Source organism: Jiangella gansuensis DSM 44835, assembly GCF_000515395.1.
Taxonomy (GTDB): domain Bacteria; phylum Actinomycetota; class Actinomycetes; order Jiangellales; family Jiangellaceae; genus Jiangella; species Jiangella gansuensis.
In genome coordinates, this window is sequence record NZ_KI911782.1 from 1706698 (window position 1) to 1721830 (window position 15133).

Genomic DNA, 15133 nt, shown 5'->3' on the forward strand with positions numbered 1-15133 from the left:
AGAGACCGCCGGTGGCTGACATAGTGAAGCCACTCTGACGCGTCTGTGAGGGAGGACGTCACCACCGGAGGAGAGGACGAGTGTGGATTCTCGAGCAGAGCGCGAGTTCAGGGAGTTCGTGGACTCCCGCTCGCTGGCCCTGCGCCGTACCGCGTACGCCCTGACCGGCGACCTGGACACGGCGGAGGACCTGGTTCAGGGCGCACTGGTCAAGCTGGTCCGGCGGTGGCACAAGGTCGACAACCCCGAGGCCTACGTGCGGCGCACCATCTACAACGACCGGGCCAGCCGGTGGCGTCGGCGTTCGGTGATCCGTGAGGACTCCGTGGAGGTCACGCCTGACCGGCCGGTCGCGGACACGGCTGGTGACGTCGACGCCCGGCTCGACCTGCGGCAGGCGTTGTTGCGGTTGGCGCCGCGGCAACGGGCCGTCGTGGTCCTGCGGTTCTACGAGGACCTGGGCGAGCGCGAGGTCGCCGAGCTCCTGGGCTGTTCGGTGGGCACGGTGCGCAGTCAGACCGCCCGGGCACTGGCCCGGCTGCGGCTCGTCGCACCGGAGCTGGCCGCCGACGCCGCTCTTCCCACTCCCGAGGAGGCATCAGCATGACCATCGAGGACCAGCTGCGCGACGCGCTGGACGACTACACCGCTCGGGTGCGGCCGCGTGCGGGTCTCGCCGACGAGGTGTTGCGGCAGGCCAAGCGGCGCCGGACGGTGACGGGGCTGGCGACGGCTGGCGGCACCGCCGTGGCGGTCGCGGCCGGCACGCTGTTCGTCGTCGCCGACCCGCTCGCCACCGACTCCCCGGATCTGGGTTCGGTCGGCCCGGCGGCCGGTGGCGAGGATGCTGGTGAGACCACGCCGCAGGAGCCGGCCGGTGAGGTGACGGTGCCGCTGGACCCGGGCGCGCTGCCGGCCGGAACGGTGCCGGCGGTGCCGTACTACGACGGCGGAGTGGTGCACGTCGGCGACTGGGAGGTCCCGTTCGGGGACGTCTACGCGTTCCGCGTGCTGACGGAGGTGGCCGGCGGGCTGGTCGGCCTTGCCGACCCCGTGCCCGTGGAGGGCGCCGAGGAGCAGGGTGACCACGTGCTCTGGCTGGCCGCGCGCGACGGCGAGCCGATGGAGCTGGGCTCGGGCCAGATCTACGACATCGGGGTCTCCGCCGACGGAACCCAGGTGGCGTGGGCCGAGCACGACTGGTCCACCGAGACCGAGGACGCCGGGCCGGGTCGCACGGTGGTCTACGTGGCCGACACCCGGACCGGTGCGGTGCTGCACGAGCTGGAGCAGACCGGTGCCGACGGTCCCGTCGGCACCGTGAAGGGCTTCCTGGCCGACGGCCGGGTGGTCCTGGACAGCGCCACCAACGCGCCGGGCGGGATCCACCTGTGGGATCCGGCGGCGGGCACGGTCACACCGTGGACCGATTTCGGATTCGTCAACGCGCTGGCACCAGGAGGTGACGTGGCGGTGCTCCACCCGGGGGGCGTGGAGGACCGCCCGGCGGTCGTCGACACCGTCACCGGTGAGGCCGTACGGGAGCTCGGCGTTCGCGAGCACGCCGGCCGGGATGCGTTCTCTCCGGACGGCCGTCATCTGGCGCTGATCGTCGCGAACCCGGACACCCCCGAGCTCGGGGTGGTCACGCCGAGCGACCCGACCGGTGCCGACGGGGGCGGGGCGGCCGCGCTGCCCGGCACGCTCGTCGTCTCGGATGTCCATACCGGCGAACCGGTCCTGACTCTGGACGGCGGCGACCCGGGCAGCGTCGTCTGGGAGCCCGACGGCAGCCTGCTGGTCGAGATGTGGGCCGACAACCGCACCCGTGCCAGCGTGGTGCGCTGCGATCTCGCCGGGCAGTGCGAGGCGGCCCTGCCCGAGGACGAGGCGCGCGACACCGGTTACCCGCTGCTGTACACGGGCCGCTGACGCATCAGAAGACCGGCTTGCCCCCGGTGACGCCCAGCACGGTCCCCGAGACGTAGCTGGCGTCGCCGGGGGAGGCCAGGAACACGAAGGCCGGCGCCACCTCGGCCGGCTGCCCGGCTCGGCCGAGCGGGGTGTCCTGGCCGAACTTCTGCACCTTCTCCTCCGGCTGGGTGGCCGGCTGGAGCGGCGTCCAGATGGGTCCCGGCGCGACGGCGTTGACGCGGATGCCGCGGGGGCCGAGCTCGGCCGCCAGGTTGACGGTGGCGTTGTTGATCGCGGCCTTGGTGGCGGCGTAGTCCAGCAGCGACACCGACGGGTCGTAGGCCTGGATCGAGGAGTTGTTGATGACGCAGCTGCCGGCCTTCAGGTGCGGCAGCGCCGCCTGGGTCATCCAGAACAGCGCGTACAGGTTGGTCTTCATGACCCGGTCGAGCCGCTCCGGGCTGATGCTCTCGATGCCGCCCTCGCGGGCCATCTGGTAGCCGGCGTTGTTCACCAGCACATCGAGGCCACCCAGCTCGGACGCGGCGCGGTTCACCACGTCCTGGCAGGCGTCCTGGGTGCGCAGGTCGGCGTCGTACGCCACGCCCTTGCGGCCGGCGTCGGTGACCAGCGCGACGGTGGCGTCGGCGTCGTCGGCCTCCTCCGGCAGGTGCGTGATGGCGACGTCGGCGCCTTCGCGGGCGAAGGCGATGGCCACGGCGCGACCGATGCCGGAGTCGCCTCCGGTGATCAGCGTGCGCAACCCGGTCATCCGGCCGGAGCCGCGGTAGGTCTCCTCGCCGTGGTCGGGCGTCGGTGTCATCGCCGCGGTGGAGCCGGGCGGCTCCTGTTGTTGCGGCGGGAACTCGCTGGGGCGTTCAGCACGATCCGTAGACATGCCGGTCATCTACCCGGCAGCCGTGACCGCAAACGCCCATGATCATCAACGATTAGGCGCGGCATCACCCGCCGAACCGTTGATGATCATGGCGGAGAGGGGTCAGTCGACCAGGCGGGTCAGCACGAAGACCGGGATCACCCGGCTGGTCTTTGTCTGGTAGTCCGCGTAGTCGGGCCAGAGCTCGACGGCCCGCTGCCACCACAGGTCGCGCTCCTCGCCGTGGACCTCGCGGGCGAGGTAGTCGTGCTTCTCCGGACCGTCCTGCAGTTCGACGTGCGGGTCGGCGACGAGGTTGTGGTACCAGACCGGGTGCTTCGGCGCGCCACCGAGTGAGGCTACGACGGCGTACTCGCCCTCGTGCTCCACCCGCATGAGCGCCGTCTTGCGCAGCTTGCCGGTCCTGGCGCCGACCGAGGTCAGGATGACGACGGGCTTGCCGCGCAGAGTGGTGGCGGTGATGCCGCCGGACTCCTCGTACTTCTCGGCCTGGTCGCGGGCCCAGTCAGACGTGCTCGGTTCGTACTCTCCGGTGAGGGGCATGCCCACGCCAACCCCACCTGCGGCGCGGGCTATTCCCCGTCGCGCGGCTGCGGTAGAGCAGCCAGACGAAGTACGGCGCGCCGACGATCGCGGTGACCAGGCCGGCCGGCAGCTGGGCCGGCGCGATCACCGTCCGGCCGAGGGTGTCGGCGGCACAGACCAGAGTGGCGCCGAGCAGCGCCGCCACGGGCAGGGCCCGGGTGTGCCGCCGCCCGACCAGAGCGCGGGCGGCGTGCGGGGCGACCAGGCCGACGAAGCCGATGACGCCGACGCCGGCGACCGACGCCCCGGTCAGGACGACAGCGCAGGCCAGCAGCACCAGGCGGGTCCGCGGCACGTGGACGCCGAGCACCCGGGGCGTGTGGTCGTCGACGGAGACCAGGTCCAGCGAGTGCCGCAACCAGAACAGCACCGGGACGACGGCCAGCAGCGCCAGCGTCATCGGCACCAAGTGCTCGAAGGACCGCCCGTAGGTGGAGCCGGCCAGCCAGGTCAGCGCCTTGGCCTCGTTCCACGGGTCGGTGAGCGTGATGACGACGACGATCAGCGCCTGGGTGCCTGCCGACACCGCGACACCGATGAGCACCAGCCGGTCGCTGGCGAACCCGCCCTTCGCCGCCAGTGCGAACACCAGCGCCGCGGCGAGCGCGGCCCCGACGCCGGCCATACCGGCCATCGCCCAGAATCCGGCGAGCGGCACCAACGTGATGGTGAGGACGGCACCGAGCCCCGCGCCGCCGGCCACGCCGATGATGCCCGGCTCGGCCAGGGGGTTGCGGCTGACGGCCTGGATGACGGCGCCGGCCAGCGCCAGCGAGGCGCCGGCGAGCAGCGCCGCGGCGACCCGGGGGAGCCGGGTGTCCATGACGTTGCTGACGATCGGCCCGGCCTGCCCGGACAGCCAGTTCGCGATGTCACCGAGCAGCAGCTGCGTGTCGCCGAGGAGGGTCCCGCCCACCGTCGCGGCGAGCGTCACGACGATCAATGTGGTCAGCAGGACGGCGTAGCGGCGCGGGGTGACCCCGCCGCGCACTCCGGCGGCGGGAGGTTCGCGGACTGCGTCGGACACCCGGATCCGTCGGGCCAGCGCGACCAGGAAGATCGCCCCGAAGATGGTGGTGACCACGCCGGTGGGGACCTCGAGCGCGCCCTGCGCACCGATGACCGCGCGCAGCACGACATCGGAGGCGAGCAGCAGGAACACGCCGGTGCCCGCCGCCACCGGGAGCAGGACGGCGTGCTTGTGCAGGCCCGGGACGGCGGAGGTGGCCAGCCGCACCAACGCGGGGGCGGCCAGGCCCACGAAGCCGATCGGCCCGGCGAGGGTGACGGCGGCCGCGGACAGCATCACCGCGAGCACGACGGCGCCGGCGCGGACCCGCCGTACGTTGACACCGAGCATGCGGGCGTGGTCGTCGCCGAGGTAGACCAGGTCGAGCTTGCGGCTCAGCACCATCAATGCGGCGAACGTGACGGCGGCGAGCAGGCCGAGTGTGCGCACCCCGCCGAGACCGTTCTGTCCCAGCGAGCCGGAGCCCCAGGCGAACAGGCCCCGGGTCTCCTCGGCGAACAGGATGATCAGCGTGCTGGTCATCGCTTGGAACGCCAGTGCGATGGCGGAACCGGCGAGCACCAGCCGGACCGCGCCGGTCCCGCCGACACCGGACAGCGCGAGCACCAGGGCCGCGGCGCCGAGGCCGCCGGCGAACGCCACCCCGGCCGCGCCCAGCAGCGGCAGCGCGACCCCGACCGTCGCGCCGGTGACCAGCGCCAGGTGCGCACCGGCATTGACCGCGAGGGTGTCGGGGGAGGCCATCAGGTTGCGCGACACCGACTGCATGGCAGCGCCCGCGGCGCCCAGCGCGGCGCCGACCACGATGGCGGCGAGCAGCCGGGGCAGCCGCGAGGCCAGCACCACCGCGCTGGCGTCGTCGTCGCCGCGCCCGAGCGCCCACCGCAGCACGTCGCCGGCGCCGACCGGGGCGGTGCCCTGGGTAAGATGCACCACCGCGGCCACGCCGACGAGCACCGTGAGACCGGTGACCACGAGTGCCAGCCGGCCGTAGCGGGCGGGAGGGTCGGACTGCGCCGGTTCCGACGGAGCCGGCGCACCCGGCTGGGGAGCCGGGGACGACGGCGCCGTCGCGGTGGTGGCGGTCATGGCGGCGGGCGGGTCAGCCGAGCGCGTCGACGGCGGCGTCGACGAACTGCATCATCGAGGTCGGTCCGCCGAACATCCACAGCGAGTCGGGGAAGCGGTGCACGTTGCCGGCCTGGACGAACGGCAGCGACTCCCAGATCGCGTTGCCGGCCAGGTTCTCCGCGAACGGGTCGCCGTACGCTTCGGCGTCGTTGGCGATGTACCAGAAGCGGACGTCGTCGCCCAGCACGGTGAGGCCTTCGACGTCGGCCTGGGCCAGCCCGTAGGCGGGGTCGCCCTCCATCGGCCACGGGTTCTCCAGCCCGATCTCGGCGAACACCTCCGAGACCAGTGAACCCTCGGCGAACGGCCGGATGCTCACCGTCCCGGCGTCCACCCAGCCGTCGGCGAACGCGACCTCGGTGCCGGCGGCGCCGGCCTCCTCGACGGCCGCCCGGCCCTCCTCCAGCTTGGCGTCGAACTGTTCGCGCAACTCGGCCGCCGCATCCTGGGTGCCGGTGAGCTCGGCGATGAGGTCGACGTTCTCCCACATCTGGCCTATGTTGTCCTCGACGTCACCGCCCGGGACGACGACCACCGGGGTGGTCCGCTCGATCTGCTCGATGGCGCCCTCGACCAGGCTGTCGGTGACGAGGACGAGATCGAGATCGAGGGTGGCCAGCGTGTCGAGGCTGGGCTCGCCGCGGGTCCCGATGTCGGTGGCGGTGTCGTCCAGCGGCGCGTTGCTGACCCAGGTGTTGTAGCCGGCGATGTCGGAGACGCCGACCGGCTGGACACCCAGCGAGACCAGGTGCTCGACGACGTTCCATTCGGTGCCGGCGACCCGGACGGCCGGCTCGTCGAGCGTGACCTCGACGCCACGGGCGTCGGTGACGGTGATGGGCCCGCCGCCGGTGTCACCGGTCGAGCCGGCTCCGGTGGTCTCGTCGCCGTCGGAGGTGGCCTCGGTGGTTCCGCAGGCGGCGGCGAGCAGCACGAACGCCGTCGACAGCGCGGCGAATGCGCGCCTTGTGCTCATGGTGACCTCGTCATCTCGTGGTAGCGGTGGGCCGCTCGTTGTGGCGGCCGACGGCGCGGGTGTGGATCCGGCCGTCCTGGGGGTCGACGTGGACGTCGACGCGGATCCCGTAGGCCCGGCTGAGGTGCTCGGGCGTCAGGACGTCAGCGGGCGCGCCGTCGGCGGTGACGCGGCCGGCTTCGAGCAACAGGACCCGATCGGCCACGGCGGCCGCCTGGTCGAGGTCGTGCAGCACCAGCCCGACGCCGATGCCGTGGTCGTCGGCGAGCTCCCGGACGACGTCGAGAATCTCGATCTGGTAGCGCAGGTCGAGGAACGTCGTCGGCTCGTCGAGCAGAAGGAGGCCGGTGTCCTGTGCCAGGCAGCTGGCCAGCCACACGCGCTGCGCCTGACCGCCGGAGAGCGCCTGCACCGGCCGGTCGGCAAGGGTGTCGACACCGGTCAGCCGCATGGCGCGGTCGATCGCGGCCGGCCCCTCCGGGTCGCGGCCGCTCCACCGGGCGCGGTGCGGGTGCCGGCCGAACTCGACCAGCTCGCGCACGGACAGCCCGCCCGGCGTGGTGCGGCTCTGTGCCAGCAGGGTGATGCGCCGGGCGAGCTCGCGACCCTCGAGGGTGAGGACGTCCGCACCGTCGGCGAAGCTGATGGCGCCGGCCGTCGGCAGGTGCAGCCGGGCCAGTGCCCGCAGCAGGGTGGACTTCCCGCTGCCGTTGGGTCCGATGAGCGCGGTCACCGTGCCGGCGCGCAGCGAGATCGACGCGGCGTGCACCACGACGTCCTGCCCATAGGCGAGGTCGACGTCGCGGGCGGCCAGGCCCGCTGGCGGCAAAGTCGGCGAAACGGTCACGGCGATAATGTAAGGACTGCCTAAGCTAATAAGCAAGCCGGCCCTAGGATGCGGGGCATGGCTGGTGTGATCACCCGTGTCGGAGTCGTCGGACTGGGCACCATGGGCGCAGGCATCGCGGAGGTCTTCGCCCGCGCCGGCCTCGACGTCGTCGGGGTCGAACGTGACGACGCGGCGCTGAGCGCGGGCCAAGGACACCTGCGCTCGTCCACCGACCGGGCGGTGCGCCGAGGCAAGCTCAGTCCGCAGGACCAGGCCGCGCTGATCGGGCGGATCACGTTCACCACCTCGATGGACGACCTCGCCGGCGCCGACCTGGTGGTCGAGGCCGTCCCGGAGCGGCTCGACCTCAAGCGCGAGCTGTTCAGCCGGCTCGACGCCGTCGTCGGGCCCGGCACCGTCCTGGCCACCAACACGTCGTCGCTGTCGGTCACGTCCATCAGCGCCGCGGTGTCGCGGCCGGAGCGCGTCGTAGGCCTGCACTTCTTCAACCCCGCGCCGGTCCAGGAACTGGTCGAGGTGGTCCGTACCGTGGTGACGGCGCCGGATGTCGTCGCCGCCGCCACGGAGCTGGCCCGCCGGCTGGGCAAGACGCCGGTCGCGTGCGGCGACCGCGCCGGCTTCGTCACCAACGCGCTGCTGTTCGGCTACCTCAACCGCGCCGCCGTCATGGTCGAGACCGGGCACGCCACCCGCGAGGACATCGACGCCGCGATGACCGCCGGCTGCGGTTACCCCATGGGCCCGCTGGCGCTGCTCGACCTGATCGGCCTCGACACCGCCCAGGAGATCCTCGAGACCATGTACCGGCAGGGCGGCGACCGCCTGCACGCCCCGGCGCCGGTGCTCGGCCAGCTGGTCGCGCTGGGCATGCTGGGCCGCAAGACCGGTCGCGGCTTCTACGGCGCCGAGGCCGCCGCCGCGCAGCCGCCGGCCGGGCGAGACGTCGGGCGGGTGGCCGTGCTCGACCCGGCGCTGGCCGACTCGCTCGGCGAGCCGCTGGCCGCGGCCGGCCTGGACGTGGTGTCCGACGAGGACGGTGCCGCCGCGGCGCAGCTGGTGGTCGCGCCCGCCGACCCGGCGCTGCTCGGCCGGCTGGACGGGCGCCTGGTGCCGGACGCCGTGGTCGCGGTCACCGGGACCGGTCCCGTCGTGGCCTCCGCCGCCGCGACCTCCCGTGCGGCCGACGTCGTCGGACTGCACCTGGCCGGGTATGCGCCGGGGGCCGGCGTCGCCGAAGTGGTCCGCTCCGCGGTGGCCGCACCGGACGCCGTCGCCACCGTCGCCGCCGTGTGCCGCGCCGCCGGCCTCATCCCCGTCACGTGCGCGGACCGGGCCGGGTTCCTCGTCGACGCGCTGCTGTTCCCGTACCTGGGTGACGCGGTGCGCATGGTCGAGACGAACTACGCCCGCGTCGCCGACGTCGACACCGCGATGCGGCTGGGCTGCCGGCTGCCCGCGGGACCGTTCGAGCTGCTCGACGCGATCGGCCCGGGCGTGGTGCTGGAGACCCTGCGCCGGATGCACGGCGAGGTGCGCGAACCCGGGCTGGCCCCGCCACCGCTCCTGGAGCACCTCGTCACCGCCGGCCTCACCTTCCGCGACCTGTAAATGATCACGTGGGGCGTGGGTGCTCCCGCCCCACCATGCATGCTTGCCCCGTGCAGCGGGAGAACGCCTACGGGTGTCCGCGCAGCAGCTCGAAGGGCGACAGCGACCCGTCGGAGTGGCGGCCCGAGAACCAGAACTGGTGGTGCTACCACGCCCGGCACTGCACCGACGTGAAATCCGACTGGGACCTCACCGTCACGTCGGCGGAGAAGACCGCACTGGAGGAGATGCTGGCCACCTGCTGACACCATGGTGGTGTGCACGAAAGCATCGAGACCGGCCCGGACGGCGACTGGGTGGTCCGTCGCATCACCGGCAGCTCGTCCACCAAGGCGTACCGCTGCCCGGGCTGCGACCAGCTGATCCGCCCGGCCACGCCACACGTCGTGGCCTGGCCGGTGATCAGCACGTCCTTCACCGGCGACGGCATCGACGAGCGGCGGCACTGGCACACCGGCTGCTGGAACGCCCGGAGCCGCCGCGCCCGCCGCTGACGACGCCCGGACGCCGCCCGTGCCCCGGTTAGGGTCGCATCGTGACTCTTCCGTTGGTACTGCTGCACGCGTTCCCGATCACCTCGGAGCTGTTCGACGGCGTGGTGGACCGGCTGCCAGGGCTGCAGGTGATCCGCCCGGACCTGCGCGGCTTCGGCGCGGCACCGGATCCGGGCAACGACGAACCGGACGTCGACAGGTACGCCGACGACGTCGCCGCGGCGCTGGACCGCGCGGAGGTCGAGCGGGCCGTCGTCGCCGGACTGTCGCTGGGCGGGTACGTGACGATGGCGATGCTGCGCCGGCATCCGGACCGGGTGGCCGGGGTGATCCTCATGGACACCAAGGCCAGCGCCGACTCCGGCGAAGCGCGGGCGAACCGCGAACGCATCGCCGCGGCCGTCCTGGAGCACGGCACCCGGGCGCTGCGGCCGATGCTCGACACACTGCTCGGCGACACGACGCGGCGGGAACGGCCCGACGTGGTGGCGCGCGTGACGGGGTGGCTCGATGCCGCCCGGCCGGCCGGCGTCGCCTGGGCGCAGCGCGCGATGGCCGCGCGGCCGGCGTCGTTCGACACCCTGCGCGCGGCCAGCGCCGCGGGCGTGCGGGGTGCCGTCGTCGTCGGTTCCGAGGACACCCTCACCGACCAGGACGACGCGACCGCGATGGCACGGGCGTTCCAGCCGGCCGCGCCGGTGCACGTGATCCCGGCGGCCGGGCACCTGAGCGCGGTGGAGAACCCGGAACCGGTGGCCACCGCCCTTCGAGCGATCACGAGCGCCTGGGAGGATCTGGGCCGTACCTGACCGCTCGAACCCGCCCCGAACCCGAGGAGTTCGCGTGACCAGCGACGACCGGCACGCGTCTGCACCGGCCAGCCCGCCGCCCGCACCGCCCACCCGCGCCTGCGCGTGGCGGTGCACGGCCAACGTGGTCGAGGCCATCCGGGCCGAGCTGGGCAGCCCGGAGGCGGTGACCGCTGTCGTGAAGATCACCGTGTTCGTGGCCAGTGCGCCCGGTTTCATCGAGCAGCACCTGGTGGCCGACCCCGCCTCGGCCTACCTCAAACACGTCTTCGGCGACGAGATCGGGCAACACTCGCGCAGCGCGATCGGCGTCGCCGAACTGCCCACCGGCAGCCCGGTCGAGGTGGAGGCACTGGTCCGCGTCGCCGGCTAGCCCTTCCAGAAATCGCGCTCGCGGGGCCCGTACACGAACGAGGGTGGGCACCGAGCCGGCGCCCACCCCTCGTGCAGTGCGGTTCTGACTACTTGTCCTGCGAGGGGTCGTCGACCAGCTCGGCGTCGACGACGTCGTCGGACTTGCCGGACTCGACCGCGGGTGCCGGGTCCGTTGGCGCCACGCCGCCCAGCAGGCTGCGCAGCTGGCTGAGGTGCGCGGTGATGCTGTCGCGCTGCCGGTTGAGCTCGGCCACCTCGCGCTTGGCCGCGGTGAGCGTGGAGGACGCCTCACCCTTGGCGTCGGCGACCATGGACTCCGCGTGCGCCTTGGCCTCGGCCACCAGCTGCTCGGCGTTGCGCTTGGCACCGGCCACCAGGGCCTTCGCCTGCTCGTCGGCCTCCCGCCGGACCTTCTCGGCCCGCTCGTGGGCGGCCGCGGCGCGGGACTCGGCGTCGTTGGCGCGGTTCTCGGCGTCGTTGACCAGCTTCTGGGTCTCGGCGACGGAGGCCTCGTAGCGCTCGTTGATCTCACGCTCGAGCTCTTCGCGCTTGGAGACCAGGAGCAGTTCGTGCTCGGTGTTCTCCTTCTCGGCCTTGAGCTGCGCCTCGTCGAGGATGGCCTGCGCCTTGGCCCGCATGGCCTCGGCCTCGCGCTTGGCGGTGGTCCGCTGGTCGTCGACCTCGCGCTTGGCGGTGGCGCGCATCTCGGTGACCTCGCGCTCGGCAACCGCGCGCATACGGCTCAGCTCGCGCTCGGCCTGGGCCCGCCGCTCGCTGGTCTCGTGGTCGATCGAGGAGCGGACCTTGGCCGCCTCGCGCTTGGCGGTCTCGACCAGGTTGGATGCCTCGCGGTTGGCCGCGGAGCGGACCTCTTCGGCCTCGATCCGGGCCTCGTCGATGAGTTCGTCGGCGCTGCGCTTGGCGTTGGCCTGCAGCTCGCTCGCCTCGTTCTCGGCGGCGGTACGCAGCTCGGTGGCGAGCACCTGGGCCTCGGCGCGGGTCTCGCTGGCCTCGGCGTCGGCCTGGGCGATCAGCTCGCTCGCCTGCTCCTCGGCCAGCCGGAGCAGCTGCTCGATGCGGGCGCCCAGCCCGGAGTACGACGGACGCTCGACCTCGCGGAGCTCGGTACTGGCCTGGGCGAGCTCCTGACGGAGCCGGACGACCTGCTTGTCCAGCTCGTTGGCGCGGCTGCGCGTCTGCGCCAGCGTCGCCTCGAGTTGCCGCACGTGCTGCTCGACCTGGACCCGGTCGTAGCCACGCATCGCGATGGTGAACCCGCCCGTCGGCGAGCCGTCGAAGATCGACAGGCCGTCCGTGCCCGTCTCCCTGACCGCTACTTCTCTTACCTCGCTCATTTTCTCCCTCATCGGGGGTGCGACCACCGGTGGTGTCGGCACACGTCTCTCGGTTCAGTCGATTTCCGTCGAGGCGCTATGCCCGGGTCTTCCCCGTCACGGACGCCGAGCCCCTCGCGTGGAACGCAGAGTACTCCGGTTCCGCGCGACAGCCGATGGCGGTGGACGTCCGCACACCGCGGGCTGGTGGCTTGATGGGGCTCGGTTGGTTCGGGGTCCGCCTGTCACGTCCTCAGGAGATCAACATCTGGCCTCCAAGGTCTTCACGTTAGTTGCCCGAGTGCGAACTCACCACCGGTTGGGACACATCCGCCGATATCTCTTGCTCCGGACTCGTCCGCGTAATCTTCTGGGCATGGCCGTGTTCACGACGATCGACCACGTCGGCGTCGCCGTCGGGGATCTCGACACCGCCGTCGCCTGGTACCGCGAGCACTTCGGCATGGAGCTGGAGCACGAGGAGACCAACGAGGACCAGGGCGTCCGCGAGGCGATGCTGCGCGTCTCCGACGGCGACGACGGGCCCAGGCTGCAGTTGCTCGCCCCCCTGCGGCCGGACTCGCCGATCGCACGATTCCTCGACACCCGTGGCCCGGGCATCCAGCAGCTGGCCTATCGGGTCGACGACGTCGAGGCGGCGGCCGCGACGCTGCGGGCCCGGGGCCTGCGGCTGCTCTACGACACCGCGCGCCGGGGGACCGGTGGTTCGCTGGTCAACTTCGTGCACCCCAAGGACGCCGGGGGCGTGCTGGTCGAGCTGGTCCAACCGGCCTGAGCGCCGTGTGATCGACAAAGCTCTGGTACCCCTTTGGGGACAGCAGCGTCCTGTCGATCACGGGGGTGGGTGACGGCCGGGTTACCGTTGGGTGCAGGGACACGTCGAGGAGGACGCATGGCCGTCATCGCCGGTGGGGCGCGCACCCCGATCGGAAAGCTGCTGGGCTCGCTGTCCGGCTTTTCCGCCACCGACCTGGGCGGCTTCGCCATCTCCGCCGCGCTCGGCCGGTCCGGCGTGGCGCCGGAGCAGGTCGACTACGTGATCATGGGCCAGGTGCTGCAGGCCGGCTGCGGGCAGATCCCGGCCAGGCAGGCCGCCGTCAAGGCCGGCGTCCCGATGACCGTCCCGGCGCTGACGGTGAACAAGGTGTGTCTGTCCGGCATCGACGCCATCGCGCTGGCGGCCCAGCTGGTCCGCGCGGGCGAGTTCGACGTCGTCGTCGCCGGCGGCATGGAGTCCATGACCAACGCGCCGCACCTGCTCCCGGGCTCGCGCGCCGGCCACAAGTTCGGCGACGTCACCCTGCTGGACCACATGTCCTACGACGGGCTGTACGACATCTTCACCGACCAGGCCATGGGCGCGCTGACCGAGTCGGCCAACCGCACGCTCACCCGCGAGGAGCAGGACGAGTTCTCCGCCGCCTCGCACCAGCGGGCCGCCGCGGCCTGGAAGAACGGCCTGTTCACGGAGGAGGTCGTGCCGGTGGAGGTGCCGCAACGCGGCAAATCGGACGCGTCGGCCACCGTTGACCATGACGAAGGCATCCGCGCCGACACCACTGCCGAGTCGCTGGCCCGGCTCAAGCCCAGCTTCCGCCCCGACGGCACCATCACCGCCGGCTCGGCCTCCCAGCTGTCCGACGGGGCCTGCGCGGTGGTCGTCATGAGCGAAGCCAAGGCGGCCGAGCTCGGCGTCATCCCGATCGCCCACGTCGGCGCACACGGCGTCGTCGCCGGGCCGGACTCCACGCTGCAGAGCCAGCCCGCGGCGGCCATCCGGGCCGCCTGCGCGAAGGAGGGCATCGAGCCCGGCGACCTCGACCTGGTGGAGATCAACGAGGCGTTCGCGGCCGTCGGCATCGCCAGCACCCGCGAGCTTGGCCTCGACCCGAGCCGCGTCAACGTCAACGGCGGCGCCATCGCCGTCGGCCACCCGATCGGCATGTCCGGCGCGCGGCTGGTGCTGCACCTGGCCCTCGAGCTGGGCCGGCGCGGCGGCGGTGTGGGTGCCGCGGCCCTGTGCGGTGGCGGCGGCCAGGGCGACGCCCTCGTGCTGCGAGTGCCGTGACGTCCGTCGACCACCTCGTCACCCGGGCACTGGACGGCGACCCGCGCGCGGTGGCGCGGCTGGTGTCCTTGGTCGAGAACGGGGCGGACGAGCTGCGCGAGGTGGCGGCGCTGCTGACCCCGTACGCCGGCGGGTCCTTCGTCCTCGGCATCACCGGCGCGCCCGGCGTCGGCAAGTCCACCACCACCTCGGCACTGGTCAGCGCCTTCCGGGCGCGGGGCGACCGGGTCGGCGTGCTGGCCGTCGACCCGTCGTCGCCCTTCACCGGCGGCGCGTTGCTGGGCGACCGGGTCCGGATGCAGGAGCACGCCACCGACGCCGGGGTGTTCATCCGGTCCATGGCCACCCGCGGTCATCTCGGCGGGCTGTCCTGGGCCACCCCGCAGGCGGTCCGGGTGCTCGCCGCCGCCGGCTGCGACGTCGTGCTGGTCGAGACCGTCGGCGTCGGCCAGTCCGAGGTCGACGTCGCCGCGCTGGCCGACACCACCGTCGTGCTGCTCGCCCCGGGCCTCGGCGACGGCGTGCAGGCGGCCAAGGCCGGCATCCTCGAGGTGGGTGACGTCTTCGTCGTCAACAAGGCCGACCGCGAGGGCGCCGACCAGGTGGTCCGCGACCTCCGCAGCATGGTGCGGATGACCGAGCACCCGCCTGGCGCCTGGCGACAGCCGATCATCCCCACCGTCGCCTCCCGCGGCGAGGGCCTCGAGGAGGTCGTCGACGCCATCGAGAAGCACCGCGCCTGGTCGACGCAGAGCGGTGCGGCCGAGCAGCGCCGGGTCCGCCGGGCCCGCGACGAGATCGAGGCCATCGCCCTCACCGGGCTGCGGCGCCGGTTCGCCGGGCTGCACGGCGACGCCCGGCTGGACGAGCTGGCCGCCAGTGTCGTCGCCGGCGAGCAGGATCCCTACACGGCCGCCGAGAAGATCGTCGCCGCGTTGTCGTGATCCGGCGTGGCGTTATGGATCACGGCCCGATCTGGGGTACAAAGTCTTCAAGCACCGCGCGCGGCGGACCCGTACGCGCGTCCCGGTACGAAAGGA

Annotated in this window: 16 protein-coding genes; 10 read left to right on the forward strand and 6 right to left on the reverse strand. The window is 72.9% G+C overall.

Annotated features, from left to right (window positions below):
* The first annotated feature begins 82 nt into the window (after positions 1–82).
* Positions 83–607: a SigE family RNA polymerase sigma factor gene (locus tag JIAGA_RS28395; protein ID WP_051425867.1), complete on the forward strand. Its 525-nt coding sequence runs from the start codon at positions 83–85 to the stop codon at positions 605–607.
* Positions 604–1932 (forward strand): WD40 repeat domain-containing protein, encoded by a 1329-nt coding sequence (locus JIAGA_RS0108365; RefSeq protein WP_026875313.1) that lies wholly within the window; start codon positions 604–606, stop codon positions 1930–1932. Before JIAGA_RS28395 ends, JIAGA_RS0108365 begins: the two co-directional genes overlap by 4 nt.
* A gap of 4 nt (positions 1933–1936) precedes the next feature.
* On the opposite strand, the gene JIAGA_RS0108370 is transcribed toward JIAGA_RS0108365, so the two are convergent.
* The 5 genes from JIAGA_RS0108370 to JIAGA_RS0108390 form a co-directional block, all read right to left on the reverse strand.
* A complete protein-coding gene (locus tag JIAGA_RS0108370) occupies positions 1937–2812 on the reverse strand; it encodes an SDR family oxidoreductase (protein ID WP_026875314.1) in 876 nt (291 codons plus the stop codon).
* Between the two features lie 102 nt (positions 2813–2914).
* Positions 2915–3355, reverse strand: coding sequence for a nitroreductase family deazaflavin-dependent oxidoreductase (locus JIAGA_RS0108375; RefSeq protein ID WP_026875315.1), 441 nt, complete (start codon positions 3353–3355; stop codon positions 2915–2917).
* The gene (locus JIAGA_RS28400) at positions 3318–5516 is read right to left on the reverse strand and encodes an iron ABC transporter permease (protein ID WP_084469559.1); all 2199 of its coding nucleotides are present in this window, start codon (positions 5514–5516) and stop codon (positions 3318–3320) included. The genes JIAGA_RS0108375 and JIAGA_RS28400 overlap by 38 nt, the downstream gene beginning before the upstream one ends.
* A 13-nt stretch (positions 5517–5529) precedes the next feature.
* Complete coding sequence (locus JIAGA_RS0108385) at positions 5530–6534, reverse strand: ABC transporter substrate-binding protein (RefSeq protein WP_026875316.1); 1005 nt, start codon at positions 6532–6534, stop codon at positions 5530–5532.
* A 10-nt stretch (positions 6535–6544) separates the two neighbouring features.
* Positions 6545–7381 (reverse strand): ABC transporter ATP-binding protein, encoded by an 837-nt coding sequence (locus JIAGA_RS0108390; RefSeq protein WP_026875317.1) that lies wholly within the window; start codon positions 7379–7381, stop codon positions 6545–6547.
* A gap of 57 nt (positions 7382–7438) precedes the next feature.
* Between JIAGA_RS0108390 and JIAGA_RS0108395 the strand changes: the two genes are divergently transcribed.
* Genes JIAGA_RS0108395 through JIAGA_RS28410 form a run of 5 tightly spaced genes read left to right on the forward strand, consistent with a single transcriptional unit; the run spans position 7439 to position 10668 of the window.
* Complete coding sequence (locus JIAGA_RS0108395) at positions 7439–8992, forward strand: 3-hydroxyacyl-CoA dehydrogenase family protein (protein ID WP_026875318.1); 1554 nt, start codon at positions 7439–7441, stop codon at positions 8990–8992.
* A gap of 50 nt (positions 8993–9042) precedes the next feature.
* A complete protein-coding gene (locus tag JIAGA_RS0108400) occupies positions 9043–9237 on the forward strand; it encodes a hypothetical protein (RefSeq protein WP_026875319.1) in 195 nt (64 codons plus the stop codon).
* Between the two features lie 12 nt (positions 9238–9249).
* Positions 9250–9486, forward strand: coding sequence for a hypothetical protein (locus JIAGA_RS0108405; RefSeq protein ID WP_026875320.1), 237 nt, complete (start codon positions 9250–9252; stop codon positions 9484–9486).
* 41 nt (positions 9487–9527) lie between these two features.
* A complete protein-coding gene (locus JIAGA_RS28405; RefSeq protein WP_211239575.1) occupies positions 9528–10295 on the forward strand; it encodes an alpha/beta fold hydrolase in 768 nt (255 codons plus the stop codon).
* A 34-nt stretch (positions 10296–10329) separates the two neighbouring features.
* A complete protein-coding gene (locus tag JIAGA_RS28410; RefSeq protein ID WP_051425868.1) occupies positions 10330–10668 on the forward strand; it encodes a RidA family protein in 339 nt (112 codons plus the stop codon).
* Positions 10669–10756: 88 nt separating this feature from the next.
* Here the strand turns inward: JIAGA_RS28410 and JIAGA_RS28415 are convergent, their stop codons facing one another.
* Entirely contained in the window at positions 10757–12025 is a 1269-nt protein-coding gene (locus JIAGA_RS28415; protein ID WP_051425869.1) for a coiled-coil domain-containing protein, read from the reverse strand.
* A gap of 355 nt (positions 12026–12380) precedes the next feature.
* Here JIAGA_RS28415 and mce point away from each other — a divergent pair, with 355 nt between their 5' ends.
* From mce to meaB, 3 genes are all read left to right on the forward strand, one after another.
* The gene (mce, locus tag JIAGA_RS0108425; protein WP_035812271.1) at positions 12381–12800 is read left to right on the forward strand and encodes a methylmalonyl-CoA epimerase; all 420 of its coding nucleotides are present in this window, start codon (positions 12381–12383) and stop codon (positions 12798–12800) included.
* A gap of 117 nt (positions 12801–12917) precedes the next feature.
* Positions 12918–14093 (forward strand): acetyl-CoA C-acetyltransferase, encoded by a 1176-nt coding sequence (locus JIAGA_RS0108430; protein ID WP_026875322.1) that lies wholly within the window; start codon positions 12918–12920, stop codon positions 14091–14093.
* On the forward strand, positions 14090–15037 hold the full coding sequence (meaB, locus tag JIAGA_RS0108435; RefSeq protein ID WP_026875323.1) for a methylmalonyl Co-A mutase-associated GTPase MeaB: 948 nt from the start codon (positions 14090–14092) through the stop codon (positions 15035–15037). Before JIAGA_RS0108430 ends, meaB begins: the two co-directional genes overlap by 4 nt.
* The last annotated feature ends 96 nt before the right edge of the window (positions 15038–15133 follow it).

Excerpts from the sequence above, each read along its gene's own strand:
- JIAGA_RS0108365 (WP_026875313.1), top strand. The coding sequence starts at position 604 with ATGACCATCGAGGACCAGCTGCGCGACGCGCTGGACGACTACACCGCT.
- JIAGA_RS0108370 (WP_026875314.1), bottom strand. The coding sequence starts at position 2,812 with ATGTCTACGGATCGTGCTGAACGCCCCAGCGAGTTCCCGCCGCAACAA.
- JIAGA_RS0108375 (WP_026875315.1), bottom strand. The coding sequence starts at position 3,355 with ATGCCCCTCACCGGAGAGTACGAACCGAGCACGTCTGACTGGGCCCGC.
- JIAGA_RS28400 (WP_084469559.1), bottom strand. The coding sequence starts at position 5,516 with ATGACCGCCACCACCGCGACGGCGCCGTCGTCCCCGGCTCCCCAGCCG.
- JIAGA_RS0108385 (WP_026875316.1), bottom strand. The coding sequence starts at position 6,534 with ATGAGCACAAGGCGCGCATTCGCCGCGCTGTCGACGGCGTTCGTGCTG.
- JIAGA_RS0108395 (WP_026875318.1), top strand. The coding sequence starts at position 7,439 with ATGGCTGGTGTGATCACCCGTGTCGGAGTCGTCGGACTGGGCACCATG.
- JIAGA_RS28415 (WP_051425869.1), bottom strand. The coding sequence starts at position 12,025 with ATGAGCGAGGTAAGAGAAGTAGCGGTCAGGGAGACGGGCACGGACGGC.
- mce (WP_035812271.1), top strand. The coding sequence starts at position 12,381 with ATGGCCGTGTTCACGACGATCGACCACGTCGGCGTCGCCGTCGGGGAT.
- JIAGA_RS0108430 (WP_026875322.1), top strand. The coding sequence starts at position 12,918 with ATGGCCGTCATCGCCGGTGGGGCGCGCACCCCGATCGGAAAGCTGCTG.